The sequence below is a fragment of the Marasmitruncus massiliensis genome (assembly GCF_900186535.1).
GTDB lineage: Bacteria > Bacillota > Clostridia > Oscillospirales > Ruminococcaceae > Anaerotruncus > Anaerotruncus massiliensis_A.
In genome coordinates, this window is sequence record NZ_FYDE01000004.1 from 853,025 (window position 1) to 876,947 (window position 23,923).

The 23,923-nt window shown below is 47.7% G+C and carries 20 protein-coding genes, 2 pseudogenes and 2 riboswitches; of the genes and pseudogenes, 17 read left to right on the forward strand and 5 right to left on the reverse strand.

The features are described 5' to 3' along the window. Positions 1-45 precede the first annotated feature (45 nt). Positions 46-1,509, forward strand: coding sequence for an FAD-dependent oxidoreductase (locus C1A10_RS07950; protein ID WP_101909739.1), 1,464 nt, complete (start codon positions 46-48; stop codon positions 1,507-1,509). A gap of 175 nt (positions 1,510-1,684) precedes the next feature. Here the strand turns inward: C1A10_RS07950 and C1A10_RS07955 are convergent, their stop codons facing one another. The 5 genes from C1A10_RS07955 to C1A10_RS07980 form a co-directional block, all read right to left on the reverse strand. Next, positions 1,685-2,560, reverse strand: coding sequence for a LysR family transcriptional regulator (locus C1A10_RS07955; RefSeq protein ID WP_101909740.1), 876 nt, complete (start codon positions 2,558-2,560; stop codon positions 1,685-1,687). Between the two features lie 552 nt (positions 2,561-3,112). Beyond that, positions 3,113-4,513 (reverse strand): UDP-glucose dehydrogenase family protein, encoded by a 1,401-nt coding sequence (locus C1A10_RS07965; protein WP_101909797.1) that lies wholly within the window; start codon positions 4,511-4,513, stop codon positions 3,113-3,115. Between the two features lie 94 nt (positions 4,514-4,607). Next, the gene (locus C1A10_RS07970) at positions 4,608-5,756 is read right to left on the reverse strand and encodes a glycosyltransferase family 4 protein (protein WP_145997710.1); all 1,149 of its coding nucleotides are present in this window, start codon (positions 5,754-5,756) and stop codon (positions 4,608-4,610) included. A gap of 19 nt (positions 5,757-5,775) precedes the next feature. Next, positions 5,776-6,381 carry a zinc dependent phospholipase C family protein gene (locus C1A10_RS07975; protein ID WP_101909743.1) on the reverse strand — a complete coding sequence of 202 codons (606 nt, stop codon included), beginning with the start codon at positions 6,379-6,381 and terminating at the stop codon, positions 5,776-5,778. 142 nt (positions 6,382-6,523) lie between these two features. Next, positions 6,524-8,287, reverse strand: a complete 1,764-nt coding sequence (locus C1A10_RS07980; protein ID WP_101909744.1) for a GGDEF domain-containing protein — start codon at positions 8,285-8,287, stop codon at positions 6,524-6,526. A gap of 311 nt (positions 8,288-8,598) precedes the next feature. On the opposite strand from C1A10_RS07980, the gene C1A10_RS07985 reads away from it, so the two are divergent. The 16 genes and pseudogenes from C1A10_RS07985 to C1A10_RS08055 form a co-directional block, all read left to right on the forward strand. Beyond that, positions 8,599-9,726, forward strand: coding sequence for an ROK family transcriptional regulator (locus tag C1A10_RS07985; RefSeq protein ID WP_101909745.1), 1,128 nt, complete (start codon positions 8,599-8,601; stop codon positions 9,724-9,726). Positions 9,727-9,979: 253 nt separating this feature from the next. Further along, positions 9,980-11,029 carry an NAD(P)-dependent alcohol dehydrogenase gene (locus C1A10_RS07990; protein WP_101909746.1) on the forward strand — a complete coding sequence of 350 codons (1,050 nt, stop codon included), beginning with the start codon at positions 9,980-9,982 and terminating at the stop codon, positions 11,027-11,029. Between the two features lie 16 nt (positions 11,030-11,045). Continuing rightward, positions 11,046-12,059, forward strand: a complete 1,014-nt coding sequence (locus C1A10_RS07995; protein WP_101909747.1) for a sugar ABC transporter substrate-binding protein — start codon at positions 11,046-11,048, stop codon at positions 12,057-12,059. Positions 12,060-12,166: 107 nt separating this feature from the next. Then, the gene (locus tag C1A10_RS08000) at positions 12,167-13,678 is read left to right on the forward strand and encodes a sugar ABC transporter ATP-binding protein (RefSeq protein ID WP_207654717.1); all 1,512 of its coding nucleotides are present in this window, start codon (positions 12,167-12,169) and stop codon (positions 13,676-13,678) included. Beyond that, on the forward strand, positions 13,675-14,625 hold the full coding sequence (locus C1A10_RS08005; protein ID WP_101909749.1) for an ABC transporter permease: 951 nt from the start codon (positions 13,675-13,677) through the stop codon (positions 14,623-14,625). Before C1A10_RS08000 ends, C1A10_RS08005 begins: the two co-directional genes overlap by 4 nt. A gap of 22 nt (positions 14,626-14,647) precedes the next feature. Then, positions 14,648-15,415 (forward strand): SDR family oxidoreductase, encoded by a 768-nt coding sequence (locus C1A10_RS08010; RefSeq protein ID WP_101909750.1) that lies wholly within the window; start codon positions 14,648-14,650, stop codon positions 15,413-15,415. Positions 15,416-15,440: 25 nt separating this feature from the next. After that, positions 15,441-15,833 carry a VOC family protein gene (locus C1A10_RS08015; protein WP_101909751.1) on the forward strand — a complete coding sequence of 131 codons (393 nt, stop codon included), beginning with the start codon at positions 15,441-15,443 and terminating at the stop codon, positions 15,831-15,833. Positions 15,834-15,848: 15 nt separating this feature from the next. Then, on the forward strand, positions 15,849-16,820 hold the full coding sequence (locus tag C1A10_RS08020) for a carbohydrate kinase family protein (RefSeq protein ID WP_101909752.1): 972 nt from the start codon (positions 15,849-15,851) through the stop codon (positions 16,818-16,820). Positions 16,821-17,282: 462 nt separating this feature from the next. Beyond that, positions 17,283-17,363, forward strand: a riboswitch (ZMP/ZTP riboswitch). Between the two features lie 71 nt (positions 17,364-17,434). Further along, a riboswitch (THF riboswitch) is annotated at positions 17,435-17,550 on the forward strand. A gap of 145 nt (positions 17,551-17,695) precedes the next feature. Then, a complete protein-coding gene (locus C1A10_RS08025) occupies positions 17,696-18,556 on the forward strand; it encodes an ECF transporter S component (RefSeq protein WP_242968871.1) in 861 nt (286 codons plus the stop codon). A 636-nt stretch (positions 18,557-19,192) separates the two neighbouring features. Next, positions 19,193-19,332, forward strand: a pseudogene (locus tag C1A10_RS18890) (transposase); the annotation flags it as partial. Positions 19,333-19,669: 337 nt separating this feature from the next. Further along, a complete protein-coding gene (locus tag C1A10_RS08035) occupies positions 19,670-20,332 on the forward strand; it encodes a response regulator transcription factor (RefSeq protein WP_101909753.1) in 663 nt (220 codons plus the stop codon). Beyond that, on the forward strand, positions 20,332-21,645 hold the full coding sequence (locus C1A10_RS08040; RefSeq protein WP_101909754.1) for a HAMP domain-containing sensor histidine kinase: 1,314 nt from the start codon (positions 20,332-20,334) through the stop codon (positions 21,643-21,645). Before C1A10_RS08035 ends, C1A10_RS08040 begins: the two co-directional genes overlap by 1 nt. A 75-nt stretch (positions 21,646-21,720) precedes the next feature. Then, the gene (locus C1A10_RS08045) at positions 21,721-22,251 is read left to right on the forward strand and encodes a VanZ family protein (protein ID WP_101909755.1); all 531 of its coding nucleotides are present in this window, start codon (positions 21,721-21,723) and stop codon (positions 22,249-22,251) included. Between the two features lie 261 nt (positions 22,252-22,512). After that, entirely contained in the window at positions 22,513-22,665 is a 153-nt protein-coding gene (locus C1A10_RS18455) for a hypothetical protein (RefSeq protein WP_180951056.1), read from the forward strand. Positions 22,666-22,796: 131 nt separating this feature from the next. Beyond that, a complete protein-coding gene (locus C1A10_RS08050) occupies positions 22,797-23,537 on the forward strand; it encodes a M15 family metallopeptidase (protein WP_180951048.1) in 741 nt (246 codons plus the stop codon). Between the two features lie 88 nt (positions 23,538-23,625). Further along, positions 23,626-23,923, forward strand: a pseudogene (locus C1A10_RS08055) (hypothetical protein); the annotation flags it as partial.

Here is a 23,923-nt window from a genome sequence, read left to right on the forward strand (position 1 = left end):
TCGAGCGGGGATTCATTTAAATTTGTTTATTGGAGGAGTTCCATTATGAGTTATGATACAACCTATGATGTGATCATCTGTGGAGCCGGTACTTCGGGTGTTGCCGCAGCTATTTCCGCGGCCCGGGGCGGCGCGAAAACCCTGCTGGTAGAGCGTACCGGCACCATGGGAGGGCAGATGAGCCTTTCCGGCCCTCCGGGATTTGCTTATGCCCGTCTGTTCAATCCTCAGGGGAAACGCGATATAGGCGGCATCGTGGAAGAGACTTACCAGCGCCTGTTCCAAACAGGACATGCGCTCCCGCATCTGCGGTATCCGGTTCGTGAAAAAGCAGGGTATACCTTCTCCTACGTAGATCCGGAATGGTGGACCATGCTGATGTTTGAAATGATGGAAGAAGAAGGCGTGCAGCTGCTGCTGGATACGCTCGTGGTCGGCGTCACCAAAGAAGAAAATACTGTAACAGGTATTGTGGTTGAAAACGCCAACGGACGCAATGAAATCAAAGGCAAAATTGTCATCGACTGCACCGGAGAGGGCTATGTGTCCGCCCATGCAGGCTGTGAAATGGAGTGCGTCGGCCGGGATGAGATCCAGCCTCATACGCTGGCCTTTACCGTGGACGGCGTTGATTGGGAAGAACTGCTTACCTATATCCGGTCACATCCTGATCAGTTCTCATTCCGCCAGCTGGTTTTTCCCTTTGAGTGGGCCAACACGCAGGAAGATATTATCAACATGTATGAAAAATGCCATGATATTACCGAACTGGGCGAGCTGATGGGCTTCTACGAGCTGCGGGATATGGCTTTCAAAAATGGTGACTGGCATCCCTATTCCGGTGCCGGGTTCTTCCTGACTCCCAAAGAGGGCGGGCACATTCAGGCGCATTTTCAGCACTCCTCCCAATGGGATCACACGCTGCCCACCGATGCCTGGGATCTGACCCGCTGTATGATAGAGTGCCGCAAGCAGAATCTCATTGCATGGCGTTTCTTCAAGAACTATGTGCCCGGCTTCAGGAACGCCTATATCACGAAGGTTTGCACCGAGCTTCGTCTGCGCGAGGGCCCGCGTATCGTGGGGGACTATGTCCTGACCAGAGAGGATGTGGCTGAATGCAGACAATTTGAAGACACCATCGGCAAGAGTTCTTTTAAGGCGGGCGCTTACCATGTGTCCACTATGGATACATTGAACGCCTGTGTGACCTATAAGACCGATATGGCTTACCCGAAAGACGGCGGTTCCTATGACATTCCCTATCGCTGCCTGGTGCCGCGGGAGGTAGACAATCTGCTGGCAGCCGGCAAGTGTATTTCTACCGACCGGCCCGCATACCTGCGCTACTTGCACCAGACGATGGTTACCGGCCAGGCTGCCGGTACTGCTGCCGCATTATGCGTAAAAGAGGGCATCTCACCCCGCCGGATGGAGCAGGATGTTTCGGAATTGCAGCAGTCGTTGTTGGCACAAGGTGCGGTCCTGTTTGAATGTCCGGTGAAATAATCGTAGTGTGTCAATAAAAAAGGTGGCTTTAACAAGTAGCTGAGTCCGATAAAGCCATCCGCTGTGCGGTGAGGTGCAAGCGTAAACAAAAAACATCCTTTCTGTCAGATGGTACGTGTTCAAACCATCAAAAACAGAAAGGATGTTTTATCTTTTTTAAAACTGGTGCAGGCCTTTATTTTTGATATAAAAAATTCTGGAGCATTTGGCTTTCGGCAGAGAGCCTGGCTCCTTTTTTCGTGACCATAGCCAAATAAAGAAACGGGTGGTCTTTTATACGCAATACCTGTGTTCCTGACATTTTATGGTAGTCGGCAACCCTGTGCATCATCAAAGAAATACAGGTATTTTCCATAACACAAACTTTAATGGTTTCCAGGCGCATTTTCGTGTATTCGATGATGGGGTGGATCCCGCCGTCCCGCAGAATCTTCAAATAGAAACGTGTATAATAGGGGTCCGTATCCATGAGCATAAAGTGGTCGTCAGCCACCTGTTCTATGCCGACTTCCTTGCTGCTTGCCAGCGGGTGGCGGTCGCTGACCAGCAGGATATGTTCATCTTTCAGGATTGGCAGGATGTCATAACAACTGTCATGAAGATAGGGGGTGCGGATAATGCCAATATCGATTTCCTGACGATCCAGCATTTCAAAAATGTCGGCCGTCACTGTTTCTGTCACTTTGATAGAGATAAGGGGGTTTTCCTTGCGGAAGCGCAGCAGTTTTTCGGTAATACCGTAATGATTTAATATGGGCACGGCACCAATCGCGACTATTTCTCCATGAGGACGCCGGAAAGAAGCAACTTTTTGAGTGAGATTCTCGTATTCAGCCATAATTTGCCCGGCCTTTTCCAATACTTCCTCTCCGGCGGGGGTCAGGGAAAAATTGCGGGTATTCCTTACTAACAGCTTGATGCCGAGTTCTTTTTCCAGCGCTGAAATCTGTTTGGAAAGGGAAGATTGAGAAATATAAAGCTCATTGGCTGCAGCTGTAAACTGGCGGCATTTGGCAACTGCTATCAAAAATTCAAGCTGTTCAATCGTCATAAATGCCTCATCTCCTGCTTATGTCCGGATTTTCTATGATCTTCAGACTTCCCAGGCTACTATACCACAAGTGCAAAGCACGCAGTGGTATCATCGGCCCATCAGGGCGGGGGCGAGCTTTTGCGAGCGTATCGCTCCGAACAGCCACTCTACGGCTATTATACCATAAGGCCAGTAGAAAATATAACCAATAACATCTCGTTTTTATCGGTTATTGTGGCCGAAAGCGCGGTGGTAATCAATTTTCTGACAGTCTCTTTCAGAACCGGCGGAACAAAAGAGCAGCCCCCGCCGAATGGCGAGAGCCGCGTGAAAATGGCTTCTGATTATTTGCACTGTCCCGCGAGTTTAATCAGCAGATCGATTAAAGCTTGAATATCCATCACGAAACCCCCTTTTGATACCTGATCTATCTGACAACTGTATTGTAGCATTTTAAATATAAATATGCAAATGTAACTGCTGGAAAACTATATAAATTGTTCAAAAAACGGAACCAATTGAAAGGAAGAAATCAAAAATCCGGCGAACTATAGCTGTTTGGCCGGAGGGTCAGTAAAGATGCGAATGATCTGTTGAAACAGAAAGAACTGCGGGAAATGAACGGCAAACCAGTGTGGTTTGCGTACTCTCTGCCGAAGCAGGTTCCACGATAGGCAGAATGCGGGGCCTGCCGATGCTGTCATAGACAATCCCAGCATTTTTTACAGATTCCGGGCTGTAGCAGTTGCGCCCGTCGATCACCACCGGTGCTTTCATATGTTTCGCGTATTCAGCCGGGGCAAACTCCCGGATCTGCTTCCATTCGGTCATAATCATACATAGCTCCGCGTTACTGATTGCCTCTGGGATGGTATCGCAGCAGTCAAGCGAATGGGGAAAAAGGATTTTTAAAGAATCATATCCGGATGGATCCCACACGCGGACATGTGCGCCCGCTTCCAGCAGAAGCGCGATATTTTGCAGCGATGGAGCGTCCCGCAAATCGTCGGTATCCGGCTTGAAGGTAACCCCCAGTACGGCGACTGTCAGGCCTTCGAGGTTTTGATAATATCTGTGTGCTTTTTTGAAAAGCAGCATCTTTTGGTTTTCATTCACTTCAATTGCCGCTTTTACTGTTTTGATCTCATAATCATGGTATTTTGCCAGCCAATGAAGTGCTTTAGTATCTTTGGGGAAACAGGAGCCACCGTAACCGATGCCCGCGCGCAAAAACTGTTTTCCGATACGGCTGTCCATTCCCATCCCAAGGGAAACGGTTTCCACATCCGCACCCACGCGTTCACACAGGTTGGCGATCTCGTTAATATAGGAGATTTTCAGCGCCAAAAAATTGTTGGACGCATACTTGATCATTTCAGCCGTCTGCCGGTCGGTCACGATGATTGGCCCGGTATAATTGGCATACACATTTTTCAGGACTTCCTCGCTGCGCGTGCTTGCCACGCCAATGACAACGCGAGGCCCAAACAAAAAATCGTATACGGCGGTTCCCTGCGACAAAAATTCGGGATTGGAGGCGACCTCAACCGTGCATCCATTCCGTACCTTAGACGAAAACAAGCGTTCCAGCTTTCGGTTTGTGCCGATGGGAACCGTGGATTTTACTACACAGACGCAATCGCTGCTCACATTGTCGGCAACCTGTTCGGCGGCTTTAAAAACATGCTTCAGATTTGCATAGCCATCCTCCCGTTCGGGCGTTCCCACGCAGATAAAAACGACCTGCGCATCCACACATGCCTCCCGGCAGCTGTCTGTATAGACAAGCCGGTCGGCATAGAGCCACATGAATTTCTCTACGTCCTTTTCAAAAATGGGGGATTGCCCGGATTTTAAAAGGGAGAGCTTTTGAGAATTTGACTCGACGCAGGTCACCGTGTGGCCCCAATGTGCCAGACACACCGCTGTCACCAGCCCTACATAACCTGTTCCCACAACTGCTATTTTCATAACGCCTCCTTCTCCGATGCTAATCAGTACAGAATAGAATCCGGCGTTAAGCCGGGCCAAGAGCTTCCGTTTTGTAATCATACCAGCCCCGTCCTTAATTGGCTGTCCGGCGGAGGGGTAAAGCTGCCTGAGCCGCTGTATAATGCCGCATCAGGTTTTCAAAAATAGCGTCCCAGCTTCTGCTCTTTGCCGTACGCAGCGCCTGCGAACGAATCCGGCTCCGCAGGCTGGGATCCAGCAATTCGAGGATGGCCCCGGACAGGCTTGCCGGGTCCCTGTAGCGGCACACCAGGGCATTTTCATCGGGAACTGTATAGTCGGTGACTCCGCCTGAATCCGTGCAGATGACCGGCAGCCCGCTTGCCATCGCCTCCAGCACAACGTTTCCAAATGTTTCAGTCCCGGATGGGAACACAAACGCGTCGGCGCTCGCGTAGATCTGCACCAACTCCTCGCCCCGTTTTTCCCCTGTAAACATCACATTCGGCAGTTCCTGTGCCGCCAGTTCGTTCAAAAGAGGGCCGTCACCCGTTATCCAGAATTGTACCTGTTTGCCGTGTGTTTCATTGACGCTGCGGATGCTCTGCATCAGTACATCAAGTCCCTTTTCCGCGGAAATACGTCCGACATATAAAAAGACGGTTTTATCCCGTGCCCCGTATTGTTCCCTCAGCGCAGCGGAGAAATGGGAAGGGTGGAACCGCTCAAGATCAATTCCGCGGGACCAGATACTCGTGTTTGTGAATCCATGCTGCTGTACGGACCGCATCGTGTCGCGGGAAGGGCAGAGATTTACCTGTGCAAAGCTGTGAAACCATTTCATATAAGACCACAAAGCCTGGCTGAAATGCGTAAGATGATAAAACTGTAAATATTTATCGAAATTGGTGTGGTAAGACATGATGATCGGGATATTCAGGACGCTTGCCGCGCGCAATCCGGAAAGGCCGATGCCCAGCTCCGTGACGATATGGACTACGTCCGGAGCAAAATCCGCAAGAAGGCGGGTCATTCTCTCCAGCGGCACAAACGCAAGCCGGCATTCCGGATAAATCACCGGGCGGAACCCCTTGAACCGCACGACCGGCAGATCCGCGCATTCGGCAGTATCGAAGCCGTAATCAGGGGTGAAAAAAAGATGTTCTACCTGATTGTCCTGCAGATAACGGCTCAAATAGGACAGCGTATTGGAAACGCCGTTGATCTGGGGATAAAAAGTATCTGTAAAAAATGCAATGCGCAATTTGGTTCTCCTTTCCGTGTCACACAACCTGCAGTTTATGAGATTGGTGGAGATTTGTCTGCGTAATTTCCGCAGCTGTACACCCGCAGGTCAAAACTATCGCGTCGATGCAGGCCATCATGGCGTAGAGCAGGTCGTTTCCCAAGGACGGACGCGACAAAAGGTAGCTGGAATGCAGGCTTTCAAACTGCCGGTAAATCTCTTCCGGCCGGGCACCCGGGATGGGGCGCGACACAAAACGGATGGGAACAATCTGCTGAAAATTTTCCCGGAAGAAATGGTACAGCTCTTTTTCATATGCGATGTGCTCGTACAGACCGCCCGTAAAACCGCTGTTATGCGCGAAACAAAAAAAGTCCGCATAGAAATGGCAAAGGATCCCCAGAAGCCGGGAACGTTTTTTGTCATTGCATGCGGACGAAGTCAGAGGTGTAACGGCGCGGATCACATGTTGAACGTAAGAGCTATTGTTCTTCAGATAATGCGGACTTGTCAAAAAGGACGGGCAGTAATCCGGTAAAACATTGCCCAGGACAAAACTCCTTTGATTCAATGGAATTCCGTAGTGGCTGCCCACATATCCGCACAAAAATTTCCCCATTAAAATATGCGACTCTGTATTCATAGACTCACCCCTTTGGCTACAGTGTATGATGTCAAACTATAAACAGCATCATAGCCAGGTAAAATCATTGTGAAATATAGAACAGAGCGCGGCTGCCTGTCTGTTGTTTCCAATCTTCGAATACGACGGAACTTTATGACGGTCAGTCAAAATGGGAAAGGGAAGAAGCGGCAAGAGTTTTCCGCTGTTTCTCCCTTTTTTTTAAATTGGCCAACAGTTCGGTTAAGGTAAACACATCGGTAAATTGATGCTCACAGCTGTTTACCGCGACGCAGGTTAACGTCATCAACGGATACTTTTCGATATTGCCGCTGCGGCTGACGGCGGTAATATAGCCTCTTTTCAGATCATCCTGATTATAACGGGTCAAAACGAATTTTTCAAACTGAGTTACGACCTTCTGTGAAAAAGCCTGCGAAGTTTCATGATAGAAAATTACCACAAAATCATCCCCGCCGACATGCCCGACGAAATCATCGACAGGTAAATTTTGCTTGAGCGCTTTTGCCAGGTACTGGATGATTGAATCACCGTTTTCAAAACCGTAAACATCGTTATACGCTTTAAAATTATCAATGTCAAAGTAGGCTATTCCGTATTCCTGAGTACTTTCCACACACTGCTTCAGCTTTTGCTCAATAATCAGATTCCCGGGAAGTCCGGAAAGCGGATTTTGATGTTTTGCCATTGTGACCTCAATTTCGCTGGCTTTTTGCAGCAAGTCCTTTATTGTAACGGTTCCCAGGTATTTTCCGTTTTCCGTAACCACAATAAAATCATAAAGGCGGTCACTGGAGCGGGACATTGCTTTTGAAGAAACTTCACTCACAGGTGTCCTGCAATCCACGCATAAGAATTGCTGGTCCATAAGCGAGCAGATGGATTTATTTTGGTGCAGCGTAAATCCATAGTGGCCGCTTAACTGAAGCGCGAGCTTCTCCCGTGTAACAATCCCGACAGGTTTTTGATTTTCAATCACACATAACCCAAAGCAGTTTGCGTCTTGCCTGAAAATATCATATACGTGGGATACTTTTTCGTTTGGCAAAACAATACTCGTATAAGTACACAGGCCTTTGATACATGTGCTGGATAAACTGTTGGGGGCCGAATTACTTTTGATCTGATTAATTTCTTCGAGCACCAGCAAGACCTCCTTGCCGATTTCATGTATGTTCTCATCTGGCCTCTGAATGAAATACCCTTGCCCATATTGTACGCCCAGATCTGTAACGGTTTGCAGTTCTTCATAAGTTTCAATGCCTTCTGCGATCAGCGCAATTCCAGAAGCCTTGGAGAGTTCTGCCATTCCTTTGACAAGTGCGTATTTCAAGCTGTCTTCATGGATTCCCCGAATCAGATTCATATCCAGCTTGATATAATTTGGATTTACATCGCTGATGAGGTTCAGCCCGGAGTATCCTGCACCGGCATCATCAATTGCAATTTTGTAGTTCTGATTTTTATAGTGGTTGATCGTCTGCTGAAATCCGGCTGTATCCATTACCATGCTTTTTTCAGTGATTTCAAAGATAATATTATCAGAAGTAATGTGATATTGTTTCAAAAATTCACTGGTAAAGCCCTTTTTAAAATGATCATCGTGCATAACATGAGGATTTACATTGAGAAACAGTTTCTTACTGTATGGAGGATCCATAAATTTGAATGCGGTTTCCAGTGCGGTTGTTCTGCAAAGCTGTTCGAGTTCCCACAGACGTTTATAAGTCTGAGCGGCAGCGAACAGCATTTCCGGATTGCTTATAGCGCTTTTGCTGGTTATTCTGCTAAGTGCTTCATGCCCCAATATACTCCCATCCCGCAGGGATATAATTGGTTGAAAAACAATTTTAATCTGTTTTTTGCGAATAATATCATCCAGTTCTTTTTTGATATCAATTATCATATGTATTTATCTTTACTGCCTTTCCGGTAGTATATCTGTTACAAATGAGGTTAGGAAGATATTCTTTCATTATTTTGTGCAATTTTTCTATTAAAATAAAGATAGCACTAAGAAGTTTTACAATTATAACGTCGAAGTAAAGAATAGATAAAATAGTTTAAACCAAGCAAATGTAATTCCTGTGGTGAAGGAAAACATTGTTTCTGTTACCTTGACGAAATGAAAAATTAAAAAACACTCTTGCTATTTATTCCATAGAAAGGTATCATAATAATAAATACTTTATAAATCTTTTTAAGGAATGGAATGTTATGAAAATCTCCCGGGCGAGCAATATAGATGTTAAAAGAATTAACCGGACAAATACGATGCGCAGTATTTTCTCCTGTGACCGTATTTCTCAGCGTGAGCTTGCGGCAAAACTTGACATCAGCTGGCCGACGGTACTGCAAAATGTCAAGGAACTGCTGGTGCTCGGCCTGGTGGAAGAGGTCGGGGCATTTGAATCGACCGGAGGGCGCAAGGCCCGCGCTTTTGCACCTGTCAGAGACGCGCATCTTGCGGTTGGGCTGGATATTACCCAGAACCATGTCAGTATTGTGCTTGTAGATTTGGCCGGCGGGCTTGTGCGGTATTCACGCATGCAAAAGCCGTTTTCCATGGAGGACTCCTATTTTCAATTCCTTGGCGAAGTGGTTGATCACTTCATCATGGAATCCTGTATTCCACGGGAAAAAATTTTGGGCGTAGGAATTTCCCTGCCGGGAATTGTAGACGAATCGGGAAAACTTTTAGCGCGTTCCCATGCGATTGGGCTCAGAGACGTCCCCACGTCGGCCTTTAGCCGCCATATTCCTTGGCACTGCGTTTTTATCAACGATGCCAATGCGGCCGGATTTGCCGAGCTGCGCAATCAGGAAGACAAGCGGGACACGGTGTATCTTTCGCTCAGCAACAGCGTCGGCGGCGCTATCCTTTTGGACGGATCGCTTTACATGGGGGATAATCAGCGCAGCGGTGAGTTTGGACACCATACGCTCGAGCCGGATGGCAAACTTTGTTACTGTGGGAAGCGGGGGTGCCTCGATACTTACTGTTCGGCAAAAGTGCTCTCCAACCATACGGATGGGAACTTGGCTGTCTTTTTCGAACGGGTACGTGCGGGGGACACAGTTTTGTGTTCCGTTTGGGAGAAATATCTGGACTGGCTTTCGGTCGAGGTCAATAATTTGCGGATGACCTTTGACTGCGATGTGATTGTTGGCGGGTATGTGGGCGGCTATCTGGAGGAGTTCGCCGAAGACCTTCGGAAAAGATTAGCAAAGCGAAATACCTTTGAACCGGACGCCACTTACCTCAGGGTCTGCCGTTATAAACTGGAAGCTTCTGCGGTAGGAGCCGCGCTCTTACAGATTGAACAGTTTATCGGTCAGCTTTAATACATGAAAAATGGGCTCACACTTGGCTGTATGAGCCCATTTTTATCTGTAGTTTCTCAGCTTTTTACACAAACGACGCATTCTCCGTTTGCTTTCTTTTACAAAGTTGTTACAGACCTGTTGACTTTTAAAGCCGGCAGGTTTATTGTATAGCTACTTTAATAAATATTTTATAAAAGTGTAAATCAATTAGACGGAAAGAAAGGAGGGCAAATGCTTCATAAAAGCATAGATAAATGAAGGAGGCAGGGACATGGAAGGGAAAATGAAAGTAGCGGTCATGAACGGAATCGGCAAAATGGGTTATGCAGAGCGCGATATCCCTATCCCGGGGGACAACGAGGTATTGGTGAAACTGGAGTATGTGGGTATCTGCGGCAGCGATATGCATTACTATGAGACCGGCGCCATCGGGAATTATGTGGTGAAGCCGCCCTTTGTTCTGGGGCACGAACCCGGGGGGACAGTGGTGGAAGCCGGCAGGAAAGTAACCCATTTGAAGGCGGGTGACCGGGTTGCGCTGGAACCGGGAAAAACCTGCGGCCACTGTGAATTTTGCAGGAAAGGCGAATACAACCTCTGCCCGGATGTTATCTTTTTCGCCACTCCGCCGGTGGACGGCGTATTCCAGGAGTATGTGGCTCATGAAGCGGACCTTTGTTTTAAGCTGCCGGATAACGTGGGCACTTTGGAAGGCGCGCTGATTGAACCGCTGGCGGTGGGATTCCATGCCGCGAATCAGGGCGGGGCCCACGCCGGGCAGACCGCCGTTGTCATGGGCGCGGGCTGCATTGGCCTGGTTTCGATGATGGCGCTGAAAGCCGAGGGTGTCTCGAAGGTCTATGTCGTGGACATCATGCAGAAGCGTCTGGACAAGGCGCTGGAGCTTGGCGCGGACGGTGTGATCAATGGCAGGGAAGGGGATACCGTTCAAAAGGTGCTGGAATTGACCGGCGGCATGGGGTGCGATCTGGCTATCGAGACGGCGGGCGTCGAACTTGCCACCCGTCAGGCCATTTCTTTCACGAAAAAGGGCGCGACCATTGTGCTGGTAGGTTACAGCAAATCCGGTGAGATGACGCTGCCTATGAGCTTGGCGCTGGATAAAGAGCTGACTTTTAAAACGGTATTCCGTTACCGCCATATCTATCCCATTGCGATTGAGGCGGTAGCTGCCGGAAAGGTAAACCTCAAGGGCATTGTCACCGACGTATTCGATTTTGACGACATTCAGAACGCCATGGACAGGAGCATTGCTGACAAAGCGAACATTGTAAAAGCGGTCGTAAAGATCTGCAAATAAAGAAGGAGAGAAGAATATGAAAAGAAAACTTGTGTCAATTTTACTCTGCGCGGTTTTATCGCTTGGTTCAATGGCGGGCTGCAGTTCGGGGAGTGCCCAAGTGCCTGCCGGCTCGGAGTCCACGGGAAGTACAGCGCAAAGCGCTGATGCCTCAGCGTCCAAGGACGGGTTCACAATCGGCATGACAGTCAACGAACTGACCAACCAGATTTTTGCCAGCACCTGTGAAAACCTCGACAAAATGGTAAAAGATGCGGGCGGGACGCTTACATATCTGGAGTGCAAAAGCAATGCCTCCACGCAGATCACACAGATTGAGAATTTTATCTCCAGCGGTGTGGACTGCATTATTATCCAGCCGGCCGAGGCAACCGCTATCGACAATGCGCTTAAACAGGCGATGGACGCCGGAATCAAGGTGTTTTGCTGGGATGAAGATATTCAGAACGCGGACATCTGCTGGCTGATCGATAACTATGATCTGGGCAAAAAAATTGGAGCCGCCGCCGCAGACTGGATCAACGGCCAGTGCGGAGGGTCCGCAGAAGTAGCCGTTTTAAATTATCCGCAGCTGGAAATCCTGGTGGAACGCGGCAAAGGGATTGAGGATGCCATCAAGGAACAGGCCCCCGACGCAAAAATCGTTGCTACGGCCAGCGCAATCACAGCAACGCAGGGGATGGATGCCACAGAAACGATCCTGCAGGCGCATCCCGACCTCAAGGTGATCGCGTGCATCGGCGGGGGCGGCGCTACAGGAGCTAATGAGGCGGTAAAAGCGTCAGGAAAACTGACCGATGACTTCGGTGTGTTTGCGGCGGACTGCACGCAGGAGGAAATGGCGGCAATGGCCAATGATGAATCCAATCGCGGGTCGGTGATGATCACCGGCGACGGAAAAGCCATCGCGGCGGAAATTTTCAGCTGGGCACAAAAGCTGCTTAACGGAGAATCTGTTGAAAAGAAAATCTACAGGGATACCTTCCTCGTAAATCAGGATAATCTCAGCCAGTACTACACCGCCCAATAGGATGCGGATGCTTCACCGATGATTCAATCACAGAACTGTGTGCGGACAAATACTTGGGATATAAGGCAGGGGGATTTCCTCCTGCTTTATATTCAACAGGAGGAATCATGATGGATGCTGCGGAAAACATCCTGGAACTGAAACATATTACAAAAACCTATCCCGGCGTGGTGGCTCTGCATGATATTACGCTGGAAGTCCGACGGGGAGAAATCCATGCCCTGATCGGAGAAAACGGTGCCGGGAAATCCACACTCATTAAGACCTGTACGGGAGCGGTGGTTCCGGACAAGGGGGAGATTGTCGTCGACGGGAGATCATTCCCGGCAATGACCCCGAAGCTTGCGGAAGAAAATGGGATTGCGGTTATTTATCAGGAGTTCAACCTGGTGGGAGAAATGACGGTTGCGGAAAATATATTTCTTGGCAAGGCTATCCGGAAAGGCGTTCTGATAGACCGCAAGGCAATGATGGATGCATCCGCAAAAATTTTCCGCCAACTTGGGATCAATATTGACCCGGCTGCTTTGATTAAGGATCTGACCGTCGGGTATCAGCAGATTGTGGAAATTGCCAAGGCTATCTCACAAAATGCAAAGATACTGATCATGGATGAACCCTCGGCCCCCTTAACCACAGCGGAAGTGGAATATATGTTTGCCATGGTGGACCGTTTAAAAGAACAGGGCGTTACGATTATTTATATTTCCCACCGGCTGGAAGAAATCTTCCGGCTGTCGGACCGGATCACCGTCATGCGCGACGGTGAAAAGGTTAAAACACTGATTACGGCTGACTCTGACGTGGGTGAGCTGGTAACGCTGATGGTGGGCCGGGAACAGACAGAGACCTACCCGCCCCGGCAGACGGTGATTAAGGACGAGGTTCTTATGGAGGCGCGGCACCTGTCCGGGAACGGGCTGAAGGATATTTCATTTAAAGTGCACAGGGGAGAAATTCTGGGATTTGCGGGGCTTATCGGTGCAGGGAGGACGGAACTGGCGCAGTTGATTTTCGGGGCGGTTCCCATCACCGAAGGGAAACTGTTCTTCAAAGGGCAGGAAATTCGTCCCAAGTCTCCGAGGGCAGCCATTAACCATGGGATCGCACTTGTCCCGGAGGACCGCAAACGGCAGGGCGCGCTTCTGGACATTGATATTAAGGGAAATATCAGCCTGGCTATCCTGCCGCAGATTTCAAGAATGTCTGTGGTGAACAAAAGGAAGGAACGGCAGATTGCGGAAGTCTATCAAAAAGAAATCCGGATCAAAACCCCCAGCCTGGAGCAGAAGGTTAGAAATTTAAGCGGCGGCAACCAACAAAAGGTAATTGTGGCAAAATGGCTGGCTGCGCAGCCGGAACTGATTATTCTTGACGAACCTACCCGCGGTATTGACGTGGGTGCGAAATATGAAATTTACAAGCTGATCAACCAACTGGCGGAAAACGGGAAAACCATCCTTTTGATCTCTTCGGAACTGGAGGAGGTCATGGGCATGTCGGACCGGATCATCGTGCTCTCGGAAGGCCACTTGAGCGGGGAAGTTCCAAAGGAATCCTTTAGCCAGGAATTGATTATGAGATATGCATCGAAAAATGAAAGCGGGGCTGCCTCATGAAACAACTGACGGAAGGTTTAAAAAGGTATGGAATCTATCTGGTCCTTCTGGTCCTAATTATTTTTTTCTCCATCGCATCCAAAGCATTTCTTCATCCCAGCAATCTTTTTAATGTGGCTCGGCAGATTTCCACCCTCGGCATTGCGGCGGTAGGAATGACCTTTGCACTGCTGCTGGGCGGGATTGATTTGTCCATCGGTTCACAGATTACGCTGGCGAATATCATCACCGCATGGCTGATGGTAAACGCCGGAGCAAGCCCGGTGCTTTCGATTCTGGCGGCTTTGCTGGTAAGCACTGCGGTAGGATTCCTGAATGGCTGGGTGATTGCAAATATTCATATGCCTCCGCTGATTGTAACGCTCAGCACGATGACCATTCTGGAGGGGCTTGCTTACATTATTTCAGGCGGTGTTCCCATTTTCGGCTTTCCGGAGTCCTTTGCGTTTATCGGTCAGGGGTATGTCGGGCCTATTCCGGTTCCGGTCATTATTATGGTGATCGTTCTGCTGACCGGCGCGTTCATCCTGAATATGACCTATTTCGGAAGGTACTTTTATGCGGTGGGCGGAAATGAGGAGGCATCGAAGCTCTCGGGCATCAATGTAAAAATGGTGCACTGCATGGCATACACGCTGTCCGGGTTTATTGCCGGCCTGGCAGGGATTGTGATGCTTTCGAGGACAAACTCCGGACAGCCGGTAGCGGGCAAGGGGTTTGAATTTGATGTCCTGACAGCGGTGGTTCTGGGCGGCGTCAGTGTCAGCGGCGGATTTGGAAAAATCAGCAATGTGGTAGCGGGTGTGATTATTCTCGGTGTGCTCAACAACGGCATGGTGCTGATGAACGCCAGTTCCTATATTCAGATGGTCGTCAAGGGCTCGGTTCTGTTGTTGGCAGTTGGCTTTGACTGTTTGCAAAAAAGGCGAAAAGTGAAATCAATTTAGATAGGCGAAGGAGTTTTGAGCGATGCAGTATTTGGAAAAATTATTTGGGCTGACTGGTAAAACAGCAATCGTAACAGGCGGCGGGCGCGGGATCGGCCAGGTGATTGCGCACGGGTTCGCGCGGGCGGGCGCGGAGGTTGTGATTCTCAGCCGTTCCGGGGCGCAGGAAACAGTGGATAAAATCCTGCGGGACGGCGGAAAAGCATATGACCTGAAAGCAGATGTCACTGACGAGAAGCAGGTGGACACCGTGTTGGCGGAGATTGAGAAGCGCTCCGGAAAAGTGGATATCCTGTTCAACAACGCCGGTATCTGCATCCATAAGGATACCCTGAACGCGTCCATTGCGGAGTGGCGGGAAGTGATCGACATTAACCTGACCGGCGAATATATCATGGCGCGCGCTGTAGGCCGTATGATGATTGAAAAGGAAATCAGGGGCAACATCATCAATATGGCTTCCATGTCGGGCACGATTGTCAACATTCCCCAGTGGCAGGCGTCTTACAATGCATCCAAAGCCGGAGTCATCCATCTGACGAAGTCTCTTGCAATGGAATGGGCAGGTTACGGTATCCGCGTCAACAGCCTGAGTCCCGGCTACATTGCGACCCCGATGTCGGCAGATGTAGAACAAGAACTGAAGGATGCCTGGACACCGCTGATGCCTACTCATGAGATGGGCGACCCCGAGGCGCTGGTTCCTGCGGTGCTTTATCTGGCGAGCCCTGCCGCCACCTATACGACCGGCAGCGATGTTCTTGTAGATGGGGCTTATACCTGTTTCTGACCTTATAAAACAGGAGGAATATAAAATGACAGTTTCGTCTTTACTGACCGGACTCCAGCATATTGGGATTCCGACGAATAATCTCGACCGGACAGCTGACTTCTATCATGCGCTGGGTTTTGAATCTGTACTGGAAGCGGTCAACGAGGCCGCCCATGAGCGAGTCGCTTTTTTAAAGCTGGGAAACCTGATGATTGAAACCTATGAAAATCACTGCGCCGTAGGGAGGGCAGGTGCCATTGATCATATTGCTTTGGATGTGAACGACATTGAATCCGCTTTTTCAATGACAAAAGCGGCCGGACTGAAACTGCTCGACACTGAAATTCAGTCGCTGCCTTTTTGGGAACGAGGGGTACGGTTTTTTACAGTGGAAGGCCCCAATATGGAAAAAGTTGAGTTCTGTCAAAAGTTGTAAAGGAGTGTGCCGGAATTGAGGTTTGATGTAACCGCGGTCGGAGAACTGTTGATCGATTTCACGCCAAACGGAAAAAATGAGCAGGGCATGGAACTTTTCGCACGAAACCCTGGAGGGGCGCCCGCCAACGTGCTGGCAATGAACGCCCGGCTGGGCGGGGAAACCGCTTTTATTGGTAAGGTTGGCCGGGATGCTTTCGGGGAATTTCTGAGGCAGACTCTGGCGGACAGCCGGATTGATGTCTCAAGTCTGGTCGCAGACGAGCGAGTCCCGACAACGCTGGCATTCGTACAGCTAGATAGTCATGGTGACCGGACGTTTAGCTTTTACCGGAATCCGGGCGCGGATTTGATGCTGTCACCGGAGGAACTTTGTAAAAACGTCATCGAGGACTGCGCAATCTTCCATTTCGGTTCGGTTTCGATGACCGGCGACCCCAGCCGGGCCGCGACATTTGAAGCGGTGGCCTGCGCCAGGCAGATGGGAAAGCTTGTCAGCTTTGACCCTAACTTTCGCCCCCTGCTGTGGGAGGATACGGAAGACGCAAAGGTCCAGATGAAGCAGGGTGTGTGCATGGCGGATCTTGTTAAAGTTTCCCAGGAGGAGCTGGAATTGCTAACCGGAGAGAGCAACCTGCTAAAAGGTTCCGGGAAACTGCTGGAACTGGGCATATCGCTGGTGCTGGTTTCACTGGGCCCGGAAGGAGCCTTTTACCGGAATAAAAACGCCTTTGGACAGCTGCACACCTACGATGTGAAGACGGTAGACACGACCGGCGCCGGGGATGCTTTCTTGGGGGCGGTTCATTACCGGCTGAAAGGAAAATCAGTTGGACAGCTTCGGGAACTGTCAAAGGATGAGTTGGAAGACATTGTTGACTTTGCCAATGCGGCAGGCAGCCTGACCACCGTGAAAAAAGGAGCCATCCCGGCTATGCCGTCAAGGGAAGAAATTGAAGAATGCAGAAAAACGGTCCCCTTGCTCTGATAAGCCTTATTGTGATTTATAAGCCTGGAATATTGACATATAAAGCCTTAGGCTTTTGTGCCATAGCTATACGATTGAACTTACGCGGCAGAGCTCTTGTCTGTGACGGAAATGATCAGGCAGAAAACTCCTTCTCAGGGGCCGAATATCTTTCATGCCACACTCGGACTTGACTGTTGTCCAATGCTTTTAGTTCATTTAGTAATTAATTGCCTTTATAGAAAATTTGTATACGTTCTTAACTGCATTATATTACGATAGCGAGCCAATAAATTATTCACATTGGCTTGCAAAATCCATAGAGAATTTAAGAAAAGCAAATGCAAGAGCGATTTTTCTTGTGTTTGCTTTTTGTGTAAAAATACATCGTTATGCAGTGCAGTAAAAAATAATTGACTTTGTCAATACCTCCAACTTGGCCCGAAGTTGAAATTGACAATATTAACAAGTAGTGATAATATAAATATGCTGTACGACTGACGGAAGTGGGATTAACCACAGGAAGTATAGCGTTTTGGGAGGCCGACCGTCTGGGCATGATGCTTGGATTGGTGGGCCCTTTTTATTGTTTTCTGAGTACCTTGATTTTCATTCAGAAAGAATTATAAGTCAAGAGCAGAGTAGGACTTTGTGCGTAAATCACTGATTTGAAGTGCCTTCTGAACGGGGAGTTGTCAGAGGGACGAAAAGCCTTTGCAGGCTTACGGTACAAGGTTCGCATCCCGCTGCTACATAAGGAGAAGCGGTGTATTAGTATGCCTCTTGTTATGTAGCTGTGCTGCATAACAGGAGGTGTATTTGATGGTCACAACTTAGCAAGTCAATTTAACAGTAAACTTTCTATAACACGTTCTATTAAGAAGGGAGAAGTTAAATTGAAAGATTCATCTTTATATGTGCGCCGTATCACGATATCTGCGGTATTCCTTAGTATTTCACTCGTTTTGAAAACAACATTTTCTTTTTACATACCCATGTTTGGACAAAACGGAATGAGTGTTGGGGTCTCCGGCATTTTCTCCATCATGCCATCTCTTTTATTTGGGCCTGTGTATGGCGCTGTTGTGTCCGGGCTTTCTGACTTTTTAGGCTATTTATTGAAGCCTGTAGGCACCTATATCCCCCTCATGACGCTGGTCGTAGCTGCCGGTGGATTTATCAGGGGAGCATTATGGGCTATTCTGCGAAACAAGGACAGTAAGAAAATGAGAATTGCAGTCGCAGTATGTTCCACGTTCTTATTGTTGGTAGGTATTTGTAATATTGCGTTTCTGTCTACCGATGGTATTGATGCCGGATTTTACGACCATAAACAGAAAGGAAACATCAAAGACAATATGCACCTTGTCAGCAAAATGCTTATTATAAGGACAATTGACACGAAAGACCCATCGGGAAATCTGGCAACCTACATCACTTTCGTAACAGCAGGAGTCATTGGAAGTGCTGCTCTTGGTATCCTTTTGTTAGCAGCAGATTTCTTTATGCCAAAAAAGTTTCTTCATGACGCACGAAAAGGGCAAATTCCCCGGTTGTTAATCGCTATGGTAGGTTCGGGCTTGATTGTGACTACGCTTAACACGGTCGTATTACGCGAAACAATCTTTACTGCATGGAAGGTGCTGCCGTTTATAGCTATATGGATTCCCCGCGTAATTGAAGAAGTCTTGGGCAATACGGTTAAGGCATATTTTGTAGCCTTACTGCTGGGAATTTTCAGGAAGCAGATAGCATGAACGAATTAATTGATGGGCCATCCATAGGACCTAAAAATAACACAAAGTCTTAGTAGGCTTGGGATGAATGATGTGTACTTATCAAATAGATGCGGCGTTACGTCCTCTGAACAAACATTGCGGGAGCTTCATAAAGGTTTTATAGCACGAGGTTACAGTGTTATAGATAATGCAATCATGAGAGGACACATCATTCATCATTACCGCAATATTTTTCAGGAGCGGTTTGAAGGTATACTTATAGAATTTCGATATACAAAATATATTGAGAACCGTTACTTTGGAGAAGAGGAACTAACGGATAGAAACGAAATGCTTTTCCAGTCAACAAAGCAGAAGCTAAAGGAAGTGTTTATGCGATTACCTTATTTTCGGAAGCAAACATTAACTATATCAGAACAACAATTAAATTAGCCCGTAGTTTTGATATAAAGAGCTGGGAGCGAAGGCAGGATGCCAATGCTTCCAGCTCTTTATAGCTCCACCACCGTAAGCTGTTTGAGAACGTTAGATACTCCGGCCCCACAATTCCGTATAATCTTTTTTGCAGGGTTATAATCTCGGATGAATAAACGCAATAGGTATGTCATCATAAAACAGAAGAAAGGTGTTGCTCTATGGCAGAAAGTTTAGCACATAGTCTTTACCCCAAAGTATAGGAGGAGGTTGATATACAATCAGCTTTGTGTAAATGGAAAGGGCAGAAATTATAGGAGGGCATATGGTGCCCGATAATCCATCTGTTGCTGTCTATATTACCTAAGAGTGAAGTATCCCTTGTGGGAAAGATTGATGACAGAAAAGAATTATCTTTATGCAGAGGGGTAAAATTGTTTATTCACTTGCTTGTATCTTAAAAAGATGATAATGTAAGCGTTAGCAAATTTCAGCTCCGATGTGTAATTTGATACCAAAGCATAATTTATAGCAACGGTAAAAAATATCCGGGTGATGGATTCTGGTTGTTTTTTACTCCTGCTTTAGTAAAAGGCTGGGCTATTTCAAAAAAACCAGGGAAACCGCTGACGGACGAACGAAATCCGAACGAAAAAAATCTTAAAACCACAGGAAAAATACAGATTGCTGAGTTATTCTTTTTGCGGAGGGATATTTATGTCTATACGAATCCTGCTTGTCGAGGACGATGAGCATATCTGCAATACAGTCAAAGCTTTTTTATCTGAAGCGGGATATAGGGTAGATGCCTGCCTGGACGGCGATGAAGCGCACACCAAGTTTTACGATAACGCCTATCAGCTTGTCATTCTCGACATCATGCTGCCGGGAATGAACGGGCATGAGCTTTTGCGGGAATTCCGCAAACTGAACAATACCCCTATTCTGATGATGACCGCGCTTTCCGATGATGAGAATCAAATCAAAGCGTTTGACGCGGAAGCGGATGATTATGTAACAAAGCCGTTCAAAATTCAACTTCTGTTAAAACGTGTGGAAGCCCTGCTCCGGCGAAGCGGCGCGTTGGCAAAAGAAATCCACTGTGGCAGGCTGACGCTTTTTCCGGAGGATTTCAAAGCTGCATATAATGGCGAGGAAATTGTCTTGACCCTCAAAGAGTTTGAAATCCTAATGCTGTTAGTTCAAAACAAAAGCAGGACACTATCACATGAGGTGATTTTATCCCGTGTGTGGGGTTATGATTTTGACGGTGACGGCAGCACCGTGCATACCCACATCAAGAACCTGCGGGCGAAACTGCCTGAGAACATCATTAAGACGGTTCGCGGCGTGGGCTACCGCTTGGAGGAAGAATGCTAATGAAAAAGCACGGGATTTTTACGAAGATATTTACTTATACGATAATCTCCATATTGCTGCTTCTCGGCGTCACGGTAGCACTATTTTCGCAACAGTTCAAGTCATTCTACAGGACGATACAAACTCGTGAAATAGTAGCTTCATATCAGCCTTTGGTAAATCGGATTCAAAGAAACAATACCAGCGACATTGCTGGATTGGCACAGCGGTTTTCTGAAACCAACCAATCTTTTGAGTTTTTTATTGCAGATAAAGACGGCGTTCCAATATTCGCCACGCCGAATGCCGACACATCGGGAAATTTTGATGGCGATTTTTATTATGTCGTGCATAAAGATAAGGACTATTCCATTATTGCTCAAAATAGGACGGGCTTAGAATCGTTCTATCGTGATTTAATCGTTCGTGGAGTTACCGTGTTTGCTATAATGCTTATGCTCTGTCTCGTTTGCGCTTTTGTCTTTGCGAGGGAGATGACTAAACCCATCAAGGTGTTGGCGGATAACGCCAATAAAATGGCGAACCTCAAGGATGTGCCGTTTCCGGCGGAGCGCAAGGACGAAATCGGTGCGTTAGCCCGCGACGTTCACTCAATGTACGTCAAACTGAAAAATGAAATCCTGCGGGAGCGCGAGTTGGAGGAAACTCAGCGGTATTTCTTCGCGGCGGCTTCCCATGAGTTAAAAACACCGATCGCGGCGACGAGTATCTTGTTGGAAGGAATGCTCGAAAATATAGGCGATTACAAAGACCACCCCAAATATCTGCGCGAATGCGTGAAGATGATGGACGCACAGAGCAAGGTAATTTCCGAGATACTGGAGATTGTAAACCTGAATGACGGGAAAATCGTACCCGCTCCTGAAGAACTGAACATCAGGCATACAGTTGCCGACATGCTGCCTGACTTTCAGACATTGTCTGAGGCAAACGGTCAGCGTATTGTCACGGATATTCCTGATGAGCAGACCTGCCTGGCCGACCCCAAAATGCTCCAAAAGGCGCTTTCCAACGTCATATTGAACGCGGTGCAGAATACGCCCGAAGGCGGCGAGATTCGGATATGGAGCGAACCTGCGGCTGAACGATATCGCCTTTGCGTGTTGAACATGGGCGTGAGGATTGACGATACTGTTCTGCCGAAGCTGTTCGACCCGTTCTACCGCGTGGATAAGGCGCGAAGCAGGAAAAGCGGACGGAACGGCTTGGGGCTGGTCATCGTGCGGAAAACGCTGGAAGCCATGAACGTCGAGTTTGCTTTGGAAAATACTCCGGACGGCGTTCTGTTTTGGATGAGTTTGCCGAAAATGTAAACAGTCATAATTTATTACTTTGACCGGCAGGGTATGCTTCCGAGCATATCTTTTGTTCCATAGGAGGAAAAAACAATGAAATCGGAAAAACAAAACACACTTACAATCATATTATTCGTAATATATATACTGGTTTTGACAGGGATAATTCTTTTCAAACTACCATTTTATTCTGAGATATCAGACGGAATACGAGTAATCAATCTGATTCCGTTTCAGGGGTCTTTCGATGAAAACGGAGTTATACTCTTACGCGAAATTGTTTATAATATACTTCTTTTTATACCGTTGGGCATCTATATCTGCATGTTAAAAAGCGAATGGTCTTTTGTTAAAAAAACTCTTCCAATTATCGGTTTAACCTTAGCGCTTGAAGTTATACAATTCATTTTCGCAATCGGAAGAACCGATATTACTGACATATTTAACAACACACTTGGAGGGATAATCGGTATTGGTATTTATGCTTTATTATTCAAGATTTTTCAAAACAGAACTATTAAGGTTGTAAATATTCTTGCTTTGGCATTCACTGTTTGTATAGTATCGCGTTTCACCTATCTGTTTTACCTCAGTCATTTTGTCATGAGGCGTCCGCCCAGCTGATGTAAGCAATCATACTTTATCACTTTGACCGACAGGGCTATTCCTGCCGGTCTTTTTTAATTTCTCGCCGCTACAGACAAACTACAGGTTGGCCACAGGGGAAATACAGATTGTTTTGCCATAATAGCAACCGTGGCACACACGAATGCCTGTTTTATGGGAGGAAACAAATGTATAGAAAGGGCAAAAGCCGCTTTACATCAACAAATGTAAAATCTGCTATCCTCTGCCGGAGAACATAAAAATCAAGAAGGTGAAAAAATGATGAAAAACGTCGGCATTACCGTTTATGGCTGCGAGCAGGATGAGGCGGATATGTTCCGCAGACTGTCACCGTGCTTTGGTATCATGACCCATTATATCGAGCGAGCCGAGATGTTTGCAAGGGGATATGTGGCGTCACAATCAAGATAGCTATTTTGATTTTCCCATCGCCGATGAGGTCATCGAGATTCGCGTGGGGAAACTTCTGCTCGGCGCGGAAACATCAGGGCTGGCTACCGTTCTGTAACCGCAATCTCATTGCAGCAAAGGAGGCTGTCATATTGAAACGCTTTATTTATATCGCAGGGATTCTTTTGGTATTATGCATGGCGATAGTTTCTTTCGTGAGATATGCTGATTTGGAAAGTGATAGGAACAGACCAGATGACAGAATACAGTCAAGCAGGGAATTGCTGACGAGCAACCCCCATGAGAGCGCACTGCGTATGCGCAGGCCACCAACGAACGCTCCGCATACAAGCGAACCGTCGGAAGATATTTTACTTGTAAACGCTGAGAATCCTCTGCCGAAAGAGTTTCACCCCGAAAATCTTGTAAACCTCTATGACCAAAAACACAGGCATTTTCAGTTGGCGCAAGCTGACATTGAAGTCTGTGAAACTGTTTTTGAGGCAATGGACGCGATGTTCGCGGCGGCACAGAAGGAGGGTGTGAAGGGATTCATCATTACCAGCGGATACCGTTCGCGTGAGGAGCAAAAAGAGATTTTCTCCACTTCCACAGACGGAACTGCGGCAAGACCCGGCGAAAGTGAGCATGAGACTGGACTTGCCTTTGACGTGACAACGATGGGTGATGAAAATTTTGAATTGACCCCACAGTTTGAGTGGCTCTCTAATCATTGTGCGGAGTTCGGGTTCATTATCCGCTATCCGAAGGGCATGGAAGATGTGACGGGCTATCCGTATGAACCATGGCATTACCGCTATGTAGGTAAGGCACACGCAGCAAACATTATGGATAAGGAACTCACGCTGGAACAGTATTTGGAAGAGAGGTGAGCAAAAGAAAGAACCACTTCACACTGAAATTGTATAATTGCTCCCAGGTCAAACAATTTAGATCAAACAATTTGAGAGGAAATACAAAATGAAAAAAATCATGGCATTTGTTCTTGCTCTGACTCTCACCTTTACCTTGGCGGCGTGCGGCGGCACAGGCGAAGCGGGAATCCCATCAGGCGCCGAAGACAACAGCACGGATGAAACATCCGGCCAGTTATCCCTCAGTGGAGAAATCGGAGGCGAAATCACCATATCTGCTTATGACACCATGCAATACAAAGCATTTTTGGAGGATGCGGCAAAGCTTTTTGAGGAGAACTATCCCGGAACCAGGGTGAACGTGGAGACCTTCTCCGCCATGCCGGAAATCAAGACCTCCGGCC

What these genes read in the sequence shown, in the direction of transcription:
- C1A10_RS07950 (WP_101909739.1), top strand. Translation starts at nt 46, where the DNA reads ATGAGTTATGATACAACCTATGATGTGATCATCTGTGGAGCCGGTACT.
- C1A10_RS07955 (WP_101909740.1), bottom strand. Translation starts at nt 2,560, where the DNA reads ATGACGATTGAACAGCTTGAATTTTTGATAGCAGTTGCCAAATGCCGC.
- C1A10_RS07965 (WP_101909797.1), bottom strand. Translation starts at nt 4,513, where the DNA reads ATGAAAATAGCAGTTGTGGGAACAGGTTATGTAGGGCTGGTGACAGCG.
- C1A10_RS07975 (WP_101909743.1), bottom strand. Translation starts at nt 6,381, where the DNA reads ATGAATACAGAGTCGCATATTTTAATGGGGAAATTTTTGTGCGGATAT.
- C1A10_RS07980 (WP_101909744.1), bottom strand. Translation starts at nt 8,287, where the DNA reads ATGATAATTGATATCAAAAAAGAACTGGATGATATTATTCGCAAAAAA.
- C1A10_RS07985 (WP_101909745.1), top strand. Translation starts at nt 8,599, where the DNA reads ATGAAAATCTCCCGGGCGAGCAATATAGATGTTAAAAGAATTAACCGG.
- C1A10_RS07990 (WP_101909746.1), top strand. Translation starts at nt 9,980, where the DNA reads ATGGAAGGGAAAATGAAAGTAGCGGTCATGAACGGAATCGGCAAAATG.
- C1A10_RS07995 (WP_101909747.1), top strand. Translation starts at nt 11,046, where the DNA reads ATGAAAAGAAAACTTGTGTCAATTTTACTCTGCGCGGTTTTATCGCTT.
- C1A10_RS08000 (WP_207654717.1), top strand. Translation starts at nt 12,167, where the DNA reads ATGATGGATGCTGCGGAAAACATCCTGGAACTGAAACATATTACAAAA.
- C1A10_RS08005 (WP_101909749.1), top strand. Translation starts at nt 13,675, where the DNA reads ATGAAACAACTGACGGAAGGTTTAAAAAGGTATGGAATCTATCTGGTC.
- C1A10_RS08010 (WP_101909750.1), top strand. Translation starts at nt 14,648, where the DNA reads ATGCAGTATTTGGAAAAATTATTTGGGCTGACTGGTAAAACAGCAATC.
- C1A10_RS08015 (WP_101909751.1), top strand. Translation starts at nt 15,441, where the DNA reads ATGACAGTTTCGTCTTTACTGACCGGACTCCAGCATATTGGGATTCCG.
- C1A10_RS08035 (WP_101909753.1), top strand. Translation starts at nt 19,670, where the DNA reads ATGTCTATACGAATCCTGCTTGTCGAGGACGATGAGCATATCTGCAAT.
- C1A10_RS08040 (WP_101909754.1), top strand. Translation starts at nt 20,332, where the DNA reads ATGAAAAAGCACGGGATTTTTACGAAGATATTTACTTATACGATAATC.
- C1A10_RS08045 (WP_101909755.1), top strand. Translation starts at nt 21,721, where the DNA reads ATGAAATCGGAAAAACAAAACACACTTACAATCATATTATTCGTAATA.
- C1A10_RS18455 (WP_180951056.1), top strand. Translation starts at nt 22,513, where the DNA reads ATGATGAAAAACGTCGGCATTACCGTTTATGGCTGCGAGCAGGATGAG.